This window comes from Micromonospora sp. SD19 (assembly GCF_054462275.1).
This window is the reverse complement of the sequence record NZ_JBTLMN010000001.1, coordinates 669,163-683,515: the sequence shown is the minus strand read 5'-3', so window position 1 is coordinate 683,515 and position 14,353 is coordinate 669,163. Positions and strand designations below refer to the sequence as shown.

The 14,353-nt window shown below is 71.2% G+C and carries 16 protein-coding genes; 7 read left to right on the top strand and 9 right to left on the bottom strand.

The window, feature by feature from the left end; translation table 11 throughout:
• Positions 1–34: 34 nt before the first annotated feature.
• A complete protein-coding gene (locus tag ACX27O_RS03165; RefSeq protein WP_030334282.1) occupies positions 35–526 on the top strand; it encodes an NUDIX domain-containing protein in 492 nt (163 codons plus the stop codon).
• A gap of 36 nt (positions 527–562) precedes the next feature.
• On the opposite strand, the gene ACX27O_RS03160 is transcribed toward ACX27O_RS03165, so the two are convergent.
• Positions 563–1,597, bottom strand: coding sequence for an aldo/keto reductase (locus ACX27O_RS03160; RefSeq protein ID WP_210860563.1), 1,035 nt, complete (start codon positions 1,595–1,597; stop codon positions 563–565).
• Positions 1,598–1,722: 125 nt separating this feature from the next.
• On the opposite strand from ACX27O_RS03160, the gene ACX27O_RS03155 reads away from it, so the two are divergent.
• Entirely contained in the window at positions 1,723–2,355 is a 633-nt protein-coding gene (locus ACX27O_RS03155; RefSeq protein ID WP_458938910.1) for a TetR/AcrR family transcriptional regulator, read from the top strand.
• Between the two features lie 14 nt (positions 2,356–2,369).
• On the opposite strand, the gene ACX27O_RS03150 is transcribed toward ACX27O_RS03155, so the two are convergent.
• Positions 2,370–4,046, bottom strand: coding sequence for an MDR family MFS transporter (locus ACX27O_RS03150; protein ID WP_030334276.1), 1,677 nt, complete (start codon positions 4,044–4,046; stop codon positions 2,370–2,372).
• Positions 4,047–4,175: 129 nt separating this feature from the next.
• Complete coding sequence (locus ACX27O_RS03145) at positions 4,176–4,718, bottom strand: type 1 glutamine amidotransferase domain-containing protein (RefSeq protein WP_030334275.1); 543 nt, start codon at positions 4,716–4,718, stop codon at positions 4,176–4,178.
• A 179-nt stretch (positions 4,719–4,897) separates the two neighbouring features.
• Here ACX27O_RS03145 and rfaE2 point away from each other — a divergent pair, with 179 nt between their 5' ends.
• Together rfaE2 and ACX27O_RS03135 are read left to right on the top strand one after the other, a co-directional pair.
• Positions 4,898–6,733, top strand: a complete 1,836-nt coding sequence (gene rfaE2 / locus ACX27O_RS03140; RefSeq protein ID WP_030334273.1) for a D-glycero-beta-D-manno-heptose 1-phosphate adenylyltransferase — start codon at positions 4,898–4,900, stop codon at positions 6,731–6,733.
• A complete protein-coding gene (locus tag ACX27O_RS03135; protein WP_030334271.1) occupies positions 6,730–7,608 on the top strand; it encodes a glycosyltransferase family A protein in 879 nt (292 codons plus the stop codon). The genes rfaE2 and ACX27O_RS03135 overlap by 4 nt, the downstream gene beginning before the upstream one ends.
• Position 7,609: 1 nt before the next feature.
• Here ACX27O_RS03135 and ACX27O_RS03130 read toward each other — a convergent pair whose 3' ends face one another.
• From ACX27O_RS03130 to ACX27O_RS03120, 3 genes are read right to left on the bottom strand one after another with little or no spacing between them, the layout of a single operon-like run.
• Positions 7,610–8,716, bottom strand: coding sequence for a glycosyltransferase family 9 protein (locus ACX27O_RS03130; RefSeq protein WP_458938909.1), 1,107 nt, complete (start codon positions 8,714–8,716; stop codon positions 7,610–7,612).
• 8 nt (positions 8,717–8,724) lie between these two features.
• On the bottom strand, positions 8,725–9,276 hold the full coding sequence (locus ACX27O_RS03125; RefSeq protein WP_030334267.1) for an Hsp20/alpha crystallin family protein: 552 nt from the start codon (positions 9,274–9,276) through the stop codon (positions 8,725–8,727).
• Positions 9,276–9,779, bottom strand: a complete 504-nt coding sequence (locus ACX27O_RS03120; RefSeq protein ID WP_030334266.1) for a DUF2231 domain-containing protein — start codon at positions 9,777–9,779, stop codon at positions 9,276–9,278. Before ACX27O_RS03120 ends, ACX27O_RS03125 begins: the two co-directional genes overlap by 1 nt.
• Positions 9,780–9,932: 153 nt before the next feature.
• Here ACX27O_RS03120 and ACX27O_RS03115 point away from each other — a divergent pair, with 153 nt between their 5' ends.
• Positions 9,933–10,550 (top strand): pyridoxamine 5'-phosphate oxidase family protein, encoded by a 618-nt coding sequence (locus ACX27O_RS03115; RefSeq protein ID WP_358124248.1) that lies wholly within the window; start codon positions 9,933–9,935, stop codon positions 10,548–10,550.
• 13 nt (positions 10,551–10,563) lie between these two features.
• On the opposite strand, the gene ACX27O_RS03110 is transcribed toward ACX27O_RS03115, so the two are convergent.
• The 3 genes from ACX27O_RS03110 to ACX27O_RS03100 form a co-directional block, all read right to left on the bottom strand.
• Complete coding sequence (locus ACX27O_RS03110; protein WP_358124245.1) at positions 10,564–11,175, bottom strand: hypothetical protein; 612 nt, start codon at positions 11,173–11,175, stop codon at positions 10,564–10,566.
• Positions 11,176–11,273: 98 nt separating this feature from the next.
• A complete protein-coding gene (locus tag ACX27O_RS03105) occupies positions 11,274–11,822 on the bottom strand; it encodes a DUF4240 domain-containing protein (protein WP_357636902.1) in 549 nt (182 codons plus the stop codon).
• Positions 11,823–11,853: 31 nt separating this feature from the next.
• On the bottom strand, positions 11,854–12,261 hold the full coding sequence (locus tag ACX27O_RS03100; RefSeq protein ID WP_358124242.1) for a VOC family protein: 408 nt from the start codon (positions 12,259–12,261) through the stop codon (positions 11,854–11,856).
• Between the two features lie 67 nt (positions 12,262–12,328).
• Here ACX27O_RS03100 and ACX27O_RS03095 point away from each other — a divergent pair, with 67 nt between their 5' ends.
• Complete coding sequence (locus tag ACX27O_RS03095; RefSeq protein WP_458938908.1) at positions 12,329–12,973, top strand: class I SAM-dependent DNA methyltransferase; 645 nt, start codon at positions 12,329–12,331, stop codon at positions 12,971–12,973.
• Between the two features lie 87 nt (positions 12,974–13,060).
• Positions 13,061–13,936 carry a patatin-like phospholipase family protein gene (locus tag ACX27O_RS03090; protein ID WP_358124236.1) on the top strand — a complete coding sequence of 292 codons (876 nt, stop codon included), beginning with the start codon at positions 13,061–13,063 and terminating at the stop codon, positions 13,934–13,936.
• Positions 13,937–14,353 lie beyond the last annotated feature (417 nt).

The following is a 14,353-nucleotide window of genomic DNA, read 5'->3' as shown; positions in this document are numbered from 1 at the left end:
GTCACACGTTGGGAACCCCCGTAAGTTGTCGCAGGTGAGCATCTCCTGGGCCGACTCATACGTGGGGCAGTTGCGCGCGCTCGCCGGGGACCGGACGCTGATGTTCGTCGGCGCCCGTGCCGTGGTGAACGACGACGCCGGACGCATTCTGCTGATCAAACGCTCGGACAACGGCCAGTGGGCCATGCCGGCCGGCGCGATGGAGCTGGGCGAGTCGATAGCCGACTGCGCGGTCCGCGAGGTCCGTGAGGAGACCGGACTGCGGGCCCTGCGGGTCTGCGCGTTCGCCCTCTACACCGGCCCCGACCGGACGAGCACCAACATGTACGGCCACACGTACCAGGTGTTCACGACGGCGTTCAAGGTGGAGGAGTGGGACGGGCAACTGGCCCGGGTCACCGACGAGACCACCGACGCGGGCTTCTTCGCCCGGGACCGGTTCCCCGCCCCGCTCTCCACATCGGTCATCGAGACCCTGGCCGACCTGGACGTCTTCGAGCAGACGAACCGACTGATCCTCAAGTAGGTCGGCCCCGGAGTCTGCCGACTCCGGGGCCGTGCCTCACTGGGGCAGCCGAACCCCGGCGAAGTACCCCTCCTGGATCCAGTTCGGGTACGCGACCGGCAGCTTGGTGGCCTCGTCCAGCTCGGTGAGGTCCTGCTCGGTCAGGGTGAGGTCCGAGGCGGCGATGTTGTCCACCAACTGATCGTGCTTGCGGGCTCCGACGATCACGCTCGTCACCGCGGGCCGGGACAGCAGCCAGGCGACCGCCACCCGGGCCGGGCTGACCTCGTGCCGCTCGGCGACGCCCTTGAGCACGTCGACCACCCCGAAGGCGTGCTCCGGGTCGAACGGCGTGAAGCTGGCGTAACCGGGCTGGGCGCTGCGCGCGCCGCTGTCGGCGACGGCCCCGTCCCGGCTGACCTTGCCGGAGAGGAAACCACCGGCGAGCGGGCTCCAGACGGTCAGCCCGACTCCCTCGTTGAGCGCCATCGGCACCACGTCGCGCTCCACGTCCCGGCCCAGCAGCGAGTAGTACTCCTGCACCGAGACGAACCCGGCCAGCTTCTCCCGGGCGGAGATGCCCAGCGCCTTGGAGATCTGCCAGGCGGCGAAGTTGGCGGCCCCGATGTAGCGGACCTTGCCCTGCCGGACCGCGTCGTCGAGCGCGCGCAGCATCTCCTCCATCGGAGTGATGTGGTCGAAGTTGTGGATCTGGTACAGGTCGATGTGATCGGTGCCCAGCCGGCGCAGGCTGTCCTCCAGGTTCTGCATGATGTGCAGCCGGGAGGTGCCGACGTCGTTCGGGCCGGGCCCGGTGCGGGAGTGCACCTTCGTCGCCAGCACGACGTCGCGACGCCGCTTGCCGAGCGCCTTGCCGAGCAGTTCCTCGCTCTCGCCGTCGCTGTAGCCGTCGGCGGTGTCGACGAAGTTGACGCCGGCGTCCAGCGCGGTGTCCACCAGCCGCTGCACCTCGGGCAGCGCCAGCCCACCGAGGGTGCCCCAGAGCGGGTGCCCGCTGCCGCCGAAGGTCATCGCGCCGAGCGAGATCTCCGAGACGTACACCCCGGTGGTGCCCAGCAGTCGGTACTTCACGTGTGTTGCTCCTCGTGGTGGGTGGGAGGCCGAGGTCAGGCTCTCCCTGGTCACTATGTCGGACACTGTGTCCGGCAACGAGCGTACGTCGCCGATCCGGCCCCCGGCCACCTAGGATTCCGGCTATGCCCTCGATCACCCGCCGCCGCCCGCGCAACCCCGACGGACGAGCCGCCGTCGAGGCACGGGTGCTGGCGGCCACCGAGCGCCTGCTGCGGGAGGGCATCCGCTTCACCGATCTCGGGGTACAGCGGATCGCCGCCGAGGCGGGGGTGGCGCGGTCGACCTTCTACACCCACTTCCGCGACAAGACCGAACTGCTCATGCGCCTGGCCGGCACCATGCGGGAAACCTCCTTCGGCCGCACCGGCGAGTGGAGTCCGGCCGGGCCGGGCGATCCGCTCGCGGCGCTGACCGAGGTCTTCGCCGACGTGATCCGGATCTACCGGACATACGCCCCGGTCCTGGCAGCGGTCAGCGAGGTGGCCGCGTACGACGAGGTGGTCCGCGAGTACTGGGCGGCGGGGCTGGAGCGGTTCGTGGCCCGTACCGTGCAGGCACTCCGCGTCGAGCAGGAGGCCGGACGTACCCCCGCCGGCGTCGACGCGGAGACCGCGGGCCGACTGATCGTGATCGGCGGTGACCGCTTCCTCGCCGATCACGTCAGCGCCACCTCGGCCGACCCCGAGACCGACGCGGCGGCCGCCCGGGAGTTGGCGGCGACCTGGTGGTACGGCGTCTACCGCCGCCCCGCCTGACCAACCGGCCGCGCTCAGATCATCGTCTGGGACTTGGCCTCCATGTCGGCGGCCGCCTCCTCCTTTGACTCGCGGGTCAGCGGCTTGCCACCCGGGGCCGGGGCCTCGCCGCCGAGCGGGTCGGCACCACCGGTGGCGCCCTTCGGACCGGCACCCCGCAGCTGGGTGTTGGGCAGCGTCAGGGTGACCACCACCGCCACGATCGCGATCAGGCCGGCGGTCAGGAAGACCATGTCCAGTGCGTCGACGAAGGCGCCCTGGATGGCCGCGCGGACCGGCCCCGGCAGGGCCAGGATGGTGGCCGGATCGTTGATCGAGATGTTGGTGCCACCACTCGCCGCCACGGCGGCCTGCTCCTGCGGCGGGAGCTGCGCGATCGCGCCGGGCAACCGGTCGGCGAGCCCGCCGGTCAGCCGGGACGAGAGCACCGTGCCGAGGATCGCCACCCCGAACGAACCGCCCAGCGACCGGAAGAACGTCGCCGAGGAGGTGCCGGCCCCCAGATCGCGTACGGAGACCGCGTTCTGCACCGCCAGGATCAGCGACTGCATGCACAGACCCAACCCGATGCCGATCACCACCATGTACCCGAACGCGACCCAGAGCGAGGTGTTCACCGCCAGCTGGGTGAAGAGGAACATGCCGGCCAGCAGGGTCACCGAACCGGCCACCGGGAACCACTTGTACCGGCCGATCCGGGTCATCGCGCGACCCGTCAGGATCGAGGTGATGATGATGCCGGCCATCATCGGCAGCATCAGCAGACCGCTCTGGGTCGGCGAAGCCCCCTTGACGATCTGCAGGTACAGCGGGATGAAGATGATCGAGCCGAACATCACCAGACCGATGATGAGCAGGGCCGAGTTGGCCAGCGCGAAGGTGGCGCTGCGGAACAGCCGCAGCGGCAGGATCGGCTCGGCCACCCGGGCCTCCTGGAGGACGAAGAGCACCCCCAGCACCGCACCGACAACGAAGAGACTGATGATCACGCCAGAGCCCCAGGGGTACTCGTTGCCACCCCAGCTCAGCGCCAGCAGCAGGGAACTCACCCCGGCCACCAGCAGACCGGCGCCGAGCCAGTCGATCGAGTGGTCCCGACGTTCGAACGGGATCAACCGCATCACGTGGTAGCAGACGACGATGGCCAGGATCGCCAACGGCACGTTGATGTAGAAGATCCATCGCCAGTCGGTCTCCGCGAAGTAACCACCCACCAACGGCCCGGCGACCGACGAGATCCCGAAGACCGCGCCGAACAGACCCTGGTAGCGGCCACGCTCACGGGGTGACACCACATCCGAGATGATGGTGAAGGCCAGCGTCAGCAGACCACCCGCGCCGAGACCCTGGATCCCTCGGGTGACGATCAGCTGGGTCATGTTCTGCGACAGCCCGGCCAGCAACGACCCGACCAGGAACGTGCCGATCGAGAAGAGGAAGACCGGTCGACGCCCGTACAGGTCGGCCATCTTGCCGTACAGGGGCGTCGACGCGGTCGAGGCGAGCAGGTACGCGGTGACCACCCAGGAGTAGTGGTTGATACCGCCCAACTCGCCCACGATGGTCGGCAGTGCCGTGCCGACGATGGTCTGGTCGAGTGCGGCCAGCAGCATGCCGGTCATCAGGCCGAGCATGAGCAGCCGGATCTGCTGACGGTTCAGCACCGGCGCGTCGGAGGCTTCCGTGGTCATGTGCCCTTCTATCCCGTCACCCGCAGAACATGCGCCGAACCCCCACCTCAGCAGGGTTGATCATGAAGTTATTGCCACGAGACCCGCGCAAGGCGGCAATAACTTCATGATCAACCGGGGAGGTCGGGGTCAGGGGCTGGTGAAGGATTTGGTGATCTCCGCGCAGAAGGCGGGGAGGTCGTCGGGTTTGCGGCTGCTGGTGAGGTTGCCGTCGGTGACGCACTCCTCGTCCACCCAGGTGGCTCCGGCGTTGGTCAGGTCGGTACGCAGGGTGGGCCAGGACGTGATCCGCCGACCGCGCACCACGTCCGCCTCGATCAGCGTCCACGGGCCGTGACAGATCACCCCGACCGGCTTGCCCGCGTCGAAGAACGCCTTCACGAACCGCACCGCGTCCGGGTCGCCGCGCAGGAAGTCCGGGTTCGCCACCCCGCCGGGCAGCACCAGCGCGTCGTACCCGGCGGCGTCGGCCTTGTCGACTGTCACGTCCACGTCGTAGGTCTTGGACTGGTCCAGGTGGTTGAAGGACTGGATGGAACCGGGCTTGAGCGAGACCAGCTCCGCCGTCGCGCCGGCGTTCTCCACCGCCTCGCGTGGCTGGACGTACTCGACCTCCTCGACGCCGTCGGCGGCCAGGAAGGCGATCCGCTTGCCCTGCAATGTCGCTGCCATCTCGTACATCTCCTCTCTGGGGGTACCCCAGTTCCCTTCCCGCCGCCGAACACCCGAAACAGGCCGGACAGGTCCGGACCGGTGCGGACCGGCCAGGCGCCACCGAAGGTGGCATGACCAGCGGCGGGACCGGCCGTCAGCCAGGTTTGTCGGCCAGGCCGCTGGGGACCCGGACGGGCATGGCAGGAGCAGCAGCGGAACAGCGCCGGCTCGCCACCGTCGTGGAGAGCTGGCTCGAACGCCCAGTCCTGATCGTCGGTGACGCCATGTTGGACGAATGGCGGTTCGCCGACTCCGACCGGCTCTGCCGGGAGGCGCCCGCCCCCGTCCTCACCCTGCGGCGGCGGATCTCCGCCGCCGGTGGGGCCGCGAACACCGCCGTCAACGTCGCCGCCCTCGGTGGCCGGGCGGTGCTGGTGGCACCGGTCGGTGCCGACGTCGCCGGGGACGAACTGCACGACTGCCTGGACCGGGCCGGCGTCTGGGACCGCACTGTCAACCAGCCCGGGCGGCCCACCCCGGTGAAGCGGCGGATGCTGGCCGGCAACCAGATCCTCCTGCGCGAGGACTCCGGCGACCCGGAGGACGCCCTGGACCACGACGGGGTGGCCCGACTGCTCACCGCCCTGAGTTGTGCCACCGAGGAGTTGCGCGCCGCCGCCGGTGGGGAAGCCCCGACCCTGGTGGTCTGCGACTACGGCCTGGGCGCGCTGCCCGCGCCGGTCCGCGCGTGGCTGGTCGACAACCGCGAGCGGTACGCCACCGTCGCGCTGGACGCCCACGACCTGGCCGACTGGCGGGGCCTCGCGCCGACAGTGGTCACCCCCAGCTTCGCCGAGGCGACCCGACTGTTGGCCCGTGCGGGCGGTACCACCCGACCGGCCGGCGGGACCGAACTGCACCTGGAGCACCCGGACAACGGCCTGGCCGACGGGCCGTCCGAGATGACAGCGGGCGCTGCCCCGGGCGCGGTACGGGCCGACGACGCCACGGCCGAGCCGGCGCGGGCCGGGCACCCGGGGCCGATCGGTGAACCCACCCCGGGCGAGGGACGGGTGGCCCTCACCGGCGACGGGCTCAGCGTCACCGGCACCGGCGTCACAGTGAACACCCGGGCCGGTGAGGGCGTCGACCGGGCCGTCCTGGCCGAATCGCGGCTGGCCGAACTGCGGGCGCACACCGGCGCCGACGTGGTCGCGGTGACCCTGGACACCGAGGGCGCGGTGGTCGGCGGCGCCGACGGGGAGCCACGACGCAGCCACAGCACCCCGGTGCCGGCCAGCCACGCCGTGGGTGCCGGCGACGCGTACCTGGCGGCGATGACGTTGGCCCTGGCCGCCGACGCGCCGCTGCCCACCGCCGCCCAACTCGCCCAGCTGGCGGCCACCATCACCGTCTCGGACACGGGCACCTGCGTGTGCCGACGCGACGACCTGCTCGCCGCGCTCGACCAGCCGACCGACACCACGGGCCACCCCGCGCTGGTCGGTGGGGACGAGTTGGACACGATCGTCGCCGAACACCGCGAGGCGGGACGGTCGATCGTCTTCACCAACGGCTGCTTCGACGTGCTGCACCGCGGGCACGTGCGCTACCTGGAGCAGGCCCGCGCGTTGGGTGACCTGCTCATCGTGGCGGTCAACTCCGACGGCAGCGTACGACGGCTGAAGGGCCCGGACCGGCCGGTCAACCCGGTCGAGGACCGGGGTGCCCTGCTCGCCGCGCTCGCCTGCGTGGACCACGTGGTGGTCTTCGAGGAGGACTCACCAGCCGCGCTGATCGAGGCGGTCCGACCGGACGTGTACGTCAAGGGCGGCGACTATCCGCCGGAGCTGGTGCCGGAGGCACCGTTGGTGCGCCGGCTGGGCGGCCAGGTGCGCACCCTCGGGTACGTGCCGGACCGGTCCACCTCCGCGATCATCGAGCGGATCCGGTCGCACAGCCAGGACCTGTCGCCGCACGTCGACGACCGGGAGCCGGACCCGTCACTGCGCACCCACACCCAGGCGTCGTGAACCGCCCTCTCGACCTCGGCACCCCGGCGGCCTTCCGGGCGGACCGGCTGCTCGACGTGCTGATTCCGACCCGGAACCGGCCCACCGAGCTGGCCGTCACGCTGAGCGGGCTCGCCGCCCAGGACGGGCTGCCCGGCTTCGGCGTGGTCGTCAGCGATCAGTCCGACGGGGACCCGGCGTATGCGCACCCCGCCGCGGCCACCATGGTCCGGGCGCTGCGCCACCGGGGTCACCCGGTGCTGCTGACCCGCCGGCTGCCACGGCGGGGGTTGGCCGAGCACCGGGCGTACCTGCTCGCCGCCTCGGCCGCCCGGTACGTCCTCAACCTCGACGACGACATCTGGTTGGCACCGGGTGCGCTGCACCGACTGGTCACCGCGATCGGCGAGCTGGGCTGCGGGTTCGTCGGCAACGGTGTGCACGGGCTGTCGTACACCGATGACGTGCGGCCGGAGACGCACGGCCTCTACGAGGAGTGGGCCGGCCCGCCCACACCGGAGCGGATCCGACCCGACACCCCGCAGTGGAACCGGGCCCGGATCCACTCCGCCGCGAACCTGCTGCACATCACCGAGCAGTTGGCGCTGCCGCCGGGGGCGTGGCGGGCCTACAAGGTCTCCTGGATCGGCGGGTGCGTGCTCTACGACCGGGCCAAGCTCGTCGACGCCGGCGGCTTCGACTTCTGGCGTCGGGTGCAGGAGAAGCACCAGGGCGAGGACGTGGCCGCGCAGCTCGCCGTGATGTCCCGCTACGGCGGCGCGGGCATTCTGCCCAGCGGCGCGTACCACCTGGAGTCCCCCACCACCGTCACCGACCGGGACGTGGAGGCGTGGGAGGTCGTCCTCGCCGACGAGGACACCCCGCAGTTGGCGTGACCTACCGGCCGAGCACCTCCCGGGCGGCCTCCAGCACCTCGATCACCGGGACGTCGGTCACGAACGAGTCCCGGTGCGGGCACTCACCGTCGCCCGGCCGGTGCGGGTAGATGCCCGGTGTGCAGTCGACCCCGCAGACCGGGCAGTGCACAGTCCACGAGCTGATCGGCCGGTGCCGGCCCCGCAGCGGGCTCGCCCCGTTGATCAGGTTGCCGACCCAGAAGATCCCCACCGTCGGCGCGCCCACCGCAGCGGCCAGGTGCAGCGGGCCGGTGTCGTTCGAGACGACCACCGCGCAGTCGGCGTAACAACCCACCAGCCCACCGAGGCTGAGCGTGCCCACCTGCGGGCGCACCGGCACCTGCGCCGCGGCGACGACCCGGTCCACCACCTCCTGCTCGGACGGGGTGCCGGTGACCAGCACCTCGTAGCCGTCCGCGTGCAGCGCACGGGCCACCTCGGCGAAGCGCTCGGCGGGCCAGCGGCGGCGGGTGTCGGTGGCACCCGGATGCAGCGCCACCCGCTGACGATCGGCCGGGCCCAGCACCCGGGCGGCCTCGGCCCGGTCGGCGTCGGTCACCGCGAGCCTCGGCGTGACAGTCGTGGCCGGCGCTCCCGCCAGCGCCACCACCTCCAGGTAGCGGATCACCTCGTGCTGGTAGTAGACGTAGCGGAGCCACCGGTCCAGCGGCGGCGCGTCCTCGGTGCGCAGGCCGACGGTCAACCGGGCACCGAGCCGACTGATCAGCGGGTTGGAGTTGGCGCCCCCGCCGTGGATCTGCACCGCCAGGTCGAACTCCGCACCGGCGGCAGCGGCCAGGAAGCCGTCCATCGACGACTCCGGCTCGCCCGGCTCCGCCGTACGGATGCCGGGCGCCGCCGGCACCACCAGCACCCGGTCCACCGGGCCGGGCCGGTCGCGCCAGAGCTTCGCGTGCCACGGCGCGCCGAGCAACACGATCTCCGCCGAGGGGTACGCGGCGCGCAACGCGTCCAGCGCCGGCAGGGCGAAGATGAAGTCGCCGAGCGCGTTGGCGCGCAGCACGGCGATCCGCCGCACGTCGGGAAGGCGCTCGGCGGTCGGGCCGAGCACGGGAGGGCTGACCACGAGGCCCGCTACGGCCGGTCGATCTCGTCAGCGGTGTCCGGGCGGTGCAGCTCCCGGTCCGCGGCGGGGTCGGCCGGCATCGGCGTACCCGGCAGGAGGTCGCCGGAGCGCGGCCCGGTGCGACCCACGGTGATGGTGCGCGGCGCGGGCCGGGTCGCCCGAGGCAGCCGGACCCGCAGCAGACCGTGGTCCATCACCGCGTCGATGGCATCCGGGTCGACCCGCGCCGGCAGGTTGACCCGGTACTCGAAGCCGCGCGTCTCGAAGCCGCCCGGGATGCCCTGGTCGGCGTTGACCTCCGCCTCCGAGCGGGCCCGTACGCACAACTCGCGGTCGTCCAGCTCGACCGCCACCTCCTCCGGCGCCACCCCGGGCAGCCGGACGACGACCTCCCAGCCGTCCGAGGTCTCGGTCAACTCGACGTCTGACGCCCCGGCGCGACCACCGACCAGGCGGCTCAACTCGGCGCGCAGCGACTGCAGCTCCCCCATCGGGTCCCAGCCCTGCTGCCGTCCGCCCCGCCATCCCCGACCGAAGCCGCCGAACTGCTGTTCACTCATCACACCTCTCCGATCCGCTGGGTGGCCGCCGGCGGCCGCAGCGAGCTGGACGCGTCCAGGCCGGCGTCGCTGTCGACGCCAACACCGAGCCGGTCGACCAGCTCACCACCGAGCCACGCACTGATGCCGAGGATCGCCAGCGCGACCACCTCGACGACAAGCAACGCGCCGCCAGCGGCGCGGGAATCGGCGTTGAGCCGGACCACCCAGATCGCCGCGAAGAGCAGGATCACCGCGACGTTGGCGCCAGCGTGCAGCAGACCCACCCGCTTGGCGCGGGTGCCGGTCGGGATCGCCAGCAGGTCGAACGAGCCGGCCGCCGCGGCGAGCAGGCCGCCGATCAGACCGACGGTGATGTTCCAGTACGCGACCTCGCCGAGGAAGTCGGGACCACCGACGGTGTCCACCACATCGAAGAGCACCGCCGTGGCCAGCAGCGCGACCGGAAACATGACCAGCATCGGGTGGACCGGGTGGCCCAGCACCTTGAGTCGGCTCTCCATCTCCCGGCCTCCACTGATCGGCTGCACTGCGCGACGCTCTCGTACGGCGGCCGTACCCAACGCTGTCCGGCGCAAACCTCGCGCTGGTCACGGCGGCCTAGGCTGACGAATGGTGGTACCCGCCACCGGCTCAACGGTCGAGGGAGGATCGACGTGACGGTGGAGATCACCACTCATGAGGAGTTGCGCGAGCTGCTCGGCGTGCCGCACCCACGGGCCGCCAGCAAGGACCGCCCCCGCCTGCACCAACGGGACCGCGAGTGGCTGGACGCCTCGCCGTTCTGTCTGATGGCCACTGCCGGCGCGGACGGCACCTGCGACGTCTCACCCAAGGGCGACCCGGCCGGGTTCGCCCTGGTGCTGGACGACACGACCATCGCGCTGCCAGAGCGGCCCGGCAACCGGCGGGCCGACGGCTACCGCAACATCCTCGACAACCCGCACGTCGGGTTGCTCTTCCTGATCCCCGGCCGGACCGACACGCTGCGGATCAACGGGCGGGCCCGCCTGGTCAGCGACGCGCCCTGGTTCGACGACATGGTGGTCAAGGGGCACCGGCCGGTGCTCGCCGTGGTGGTGGAGATCGAGCAGATCTTCTACCACTGCGCGAAGGCGTTCCTGCGGTCCGAGCTGTGGCGGCCGGAGACCTGGCAGCCCGAGGTGTTGCCGTCCCGGGCACGCCTGATCAAGGAGGTCGAGGCACCGGCGGAGACCCTCGAAGACCTGGAACGGCACTACGGCCCGGAGTACGCCACGAAAATCTACGTCTGATCCCGCCGCCGACCTAGACCTGCTGGGGAACACGCCCGCCGTCAGGCCGGGTGGTCCCGGCCGGATACGGCGGATCCTGCACCCCGCCACGCCATCGGAAGAAGGCGTTGGCGGGTGGGAGTGCCAGCAGGACGAGGGCGATCAGGAGCGCGGGCGACGCCACGAACCCCGCCGCGGTGCTGAGTGGCTCGGCCCACCCGGGCATCAGTTGAGCGGCGACCTCCTCGACCCGACTCGCGTCGGGACTCTGCGGGATATCGTCGCCGCCCGGAACGGTGAAGATGAACAGCCAACCGGCCGACACCGCCACCGTCACGCCGCCGACAACCCAGGTGACGATCCGGGTCCAGTTCCGACCGGCCAGATTGGCCAGCGCCAGCGCCAGCACGACAAGGGCGGTCAACGCCACGACCAGGCCGACACCAATGAGGAACACCATCGGCGGGGCAGCGAAGCCACTCGGCGTGCCCACCTGCTCGTGTGCCCTCAGGTAGGTGTTCTCCCGAACGGCCTCGGCCGCCACCTGCGCGAGCCGGGCGAGACCACTGAGCCCCAGCAGCACGCTGGACGCGACGACGACGCGCCGCCCTGGTCGGACCGTCGTTGCTGAAACCCCCGTAGTCATGGGCGGATGCTAACCGCGCCTCAGGGCCGCCTGCCGTCTCGGTGCAGGCGGATCTCCCACCGGTGTGGCCGGACCGGGGCCTATTCCGACGATGACGCTCAGGCCGACCAGCCGGCCCGGTTGCCGAACGACTCCCGGGAGATCCCGGAGCCGGTCTCCGGCCACGAACCGAACCGATCGTTGTGCAGGTGCGCGAACAGGTAGCACATCCCTTCGCAGTCGGCGTCCGGCAGCGCCATCGCGGGGTTGGCGCGGACCGCCTCGTAGTACGCCCGCCCCAGGGCGACGATGAACCCTCGCGCGTAGAGGAAGCCGTCGTCGGAGCCGTCGGTCACCTCGTGGATGTCCTCCCGGTCGATGTCGTGCAGCTTGCGCTCCACCACCCGGTCGAGATCGGTCAGCTCCTGCCCGGTCAGCTCGGCGGTCAGGTGCCCGAGACGGTCCAGGAACGCGTCCAGCCAGGCGTCGATGGCGTAGGCCGGCCCGTCGCCGTCGTCGTCATCGGCGGGGTCGCGGTGGATGAGGGCCTGCCGCAGCGCCAGGGGCTCGGCGCCCAACTCGGCCCAGGCCGCCCCGATGAGTGCCCACAGTCGGGCCTCGTCGGCAGGGGTGGGCAGCGTCCCGGGGGCATCGGTGGTCACGGTCACCGTCGGACCGTAACCACCACCACCGACGGTTTCAGGACTCCGAGTCGGCGGTCACCATCCACAAGTGACCATCCGGGTCCGCGAAGACGCCCGCGTACGCCCAGGGTTGCGCTGCCGTCTCGGTGATGATCTCGGCACCGGCGGTGCGCGCCCGCCCGACGAGCGCGTCCACGTCGGCCGGCGAGGCGACACCGAGGTTGAGCAGGCATTCGCTCTGACCCCTCGGGGCGACCTCGTGCCGGCCGATCACCCAACCGAAGCCGCCGGTCGGGATGAGCATCAGCCGCAGCCCGTCGTTGACCACGAACTGCAACGGCTCGGGAATGCCGTCGTCGGCCAACTCGCCCACGGCGTCGAGGCCGAGTCCGTCGCGATAGAAGCGGTAGGAGGTAGCGCGGTCCGAGATGGGAAGACTCAGGATCACCGGTGCGGAAGTCATGGACGCCTCCAAACTGTTGGTCGGGCACGGCCAGCCATCAGTGTGTAGCTCAACTAGCGTTGGCGTGGTGACCGCAGACGACTGGCTGTCGGAGACCCGCACCTCCTACGACACGGTCGCGGTCAGCTACGCGCGCCTGGTACGCGACCTGCTGGCCCAGGCACCGCACGAACGAGCCGCGCTGACGTCGTTCGCCGATCTCGTGCGGGCTGCCGGCGGCGGGCCGGTCGCTGATGTGGGCTGCGGGACGGGTCGCATCACCGCCCACCTGCACACGCTCGGCGTCGACGCCTTCGGGATCGATCTCTCGCCCGGGATGATCGAGGTGGCCCGCCATGATCACCCTGAGCTGAGGTTCGAGGTCGGCTCGATGACCGACCTCGACCTGGCCGATGACTCGGTCGTTGGCGTGGTCGCCTGGTACTCCCTCATCCACATCCCCGACGACCAGATCGACTCCGTGTTCTCGCATTTCCGGCGGGTGATCCGCCCCGGTGGCCCCCTGCTGCTCGGGTTCCACGTGGGCGACGAGACGACCCTCAAGACGGAGGGCTACGGCGGCCACCCGATGAACGTGCACGTCCATCGTCGGCAGCCAGCCCAGGTAGCGGCCTGGCTACGTCAGCACGGGTTCACCGTCGACTCGCAGACCACCGTCACCTCGGCGGAGAGCCGACTCGGCGGAACCATCGTCGGCCGACGGGAACCCTGAGCACCGCACCCGTTGTCGATCCACAGTCACCACTGTTAGCCTCAACTGCGTACAGCGTTAGCAGTATCCCACCGAATGAGGCGACTGATGACGGACGACGCGCGGCCTGTCTGGGTGCTCGGTGGCGGTGGAGTAGCTGGCATCGCCTGGGAGGTCGGCATCCTCGCCGGGCTTGCCGACGAGGGGGTGACCGTGACCCCGGAGGCAGTCCTCATCGGCACCAGCTCCGGTGCCGTCGTGGGTGCCCAGATCGCCAGCGGCACCCCACTGGCGGAACTCTTCGAGCGACAGCGCGGCGGCGTCGCCCACGAGACCTCACCCGCCCTGCGCCTGCTCGACCTGCTTCGGCTCGCCCGGGCACAACTGTTCGCGCGCAGCCCCGAGCAGGCCGCTCGCCGCCTCGGCCGGCTCGCCCTCGCCGCACGCATCGACGACCCGTCCCGGCAGCGCCGGACAGCCGAGGCTCGACTGCCCGACCACGCCTGGCGGGACGACGCCGACCTTCGCATCGTGGCCGTCGACACCGGGACGGGCGCCAGCCGCACATTCACCAGGCACGACGGCGTACCCCTGGTGGACGCCGTCGCCGCGAGCTGCGCCATGCCGATCTCCGCCGCCCCGGTTGCCATCGGCGGCCGCCGCTACATGGATGGCGGCATGCGGTCGACCCTCAACCTCGACCTCGCCCCCGGAAACGGCCCGGTCATCGCCCTCGCGCCGAGCACCGCCGCGATCGGGCCGTGGGCGCGCATCGAGAAGCAGCGAGCCGCGCTGGGCACGGGCCGCCGGGTGGAGTTGCTGCTTCGCGACCAAGCCTCCAGACGAGCGCAGGGGACCGGTGTGATGGACCGATCCGTCGTGCCCGCGCTCGTAGCCGCAGCCCGCGACCAGGGCCGACGCGAGGCGCTCCGGGTGGCCGCCGCACTCGCGGGGTCAACGCCGGGGCGAGAGACGCGAGGCTGACGCCGAGGCCTCCTCGCGACGTCGTTCGCACGGTGGCGCCTCCCCAGCAGGAGCGTGACGCCTACCGCGACCTGCGGGTGCGGCGGTGAGCCGCCCCCGAACGTGACGAGTCCTTGGAATGGGCGGCCCGCAACGCGGTGGCCAGGGCCTATGCCCTGATCGTAAGTAAGTTCCGCATTCTCCTAAATGTACCTAAGTGCCACCAAAACCCGCCTCGACCGACCAATGGGTCGAATACGCTACGACTCGCCCGTCAATAGCGGCGAGTGACTAGTAGGTAGCTCTGGGTGTATCCGGGGTGGCTCTGGAGGGGTCATGAGCAACAACCGACGGCTGCGGCGGCGGCTGAACCATGCCCGGGCGGCTTCAGGGCTGAGTTCCGCCCTACTGGTAGTCGGAATGACGGGTGGGCCCGCA

Excerpts from the sequence above, each read along its gene's own strand:
- ACX27O_RS03110 (WP_358124245.1), bottom strand. The coding sequence starts at position 11,175 with ATGACTACGGGGGTTTCAGCAACGACGGTCCGACCAGGGCGGCGCGTC.
- ACX27O_RS03120 (WP_030334266.1), bottom strand. The coding sequence starts at position 9,779 with ATGGAGAGCCGACTCAAGGTGCTGGGCCACCCGGTCCACCCGATGCTG.
- rfaE2 (WP_030334273.1), top strand. The coding sequence starts at position 4,898 with ATGGCAGGAGCAGCAGCGGAACAGCGCCGGCTCGCCACCGTCGTGGAG.
- ACX27O_RS03145 (WP_030334275.1), bottom strand. The coding sequence starts at position 4,718 with ATGGCAGCGACATTGCAGGGCAAGCGGATCGCCTTCCTGGCCGCCGAC.
- ACX27O_RS03100 (WP_358124242.1), bottom strand. The coding sequence starts at position 12,261 with ATGACTTCCGCACCGGTGATCCTGAGTCTTCCCATCTCGGACCGCGCT.
- ACX27O_RS03125 (WP_030334267.1), bottom strand. The coding sequence starts at position 9,276 with ATGAGTGAACAGCAGTTCGGCGGCTTCGGTCGGGGATGGCGGGGCGGA.
- ACX27O_RS03090 (WP_358124236.1), top strand. The coding sequence starts at position 13,061 with ATGACGGACGACGCGCGGCCTGTCTGGGTGCTCGGTGGCGGTGGAGTA.
- ACX27O_RS03155 (WP_458938910.1), top strand. The coding sequence starts at position 1,723 with ATGCCCTCGATCACCCGCCGCCGCCCGCGCAACCCCGACGGACGAGCC.
- ACX27O_RS03150 (WP_030334276.1), bottom strand. The coding sequence starts at position 4,046 with ATGACCACGGAAGCCTCCGACGCGCCGGTGCTGAACCGTCAGCAGATC.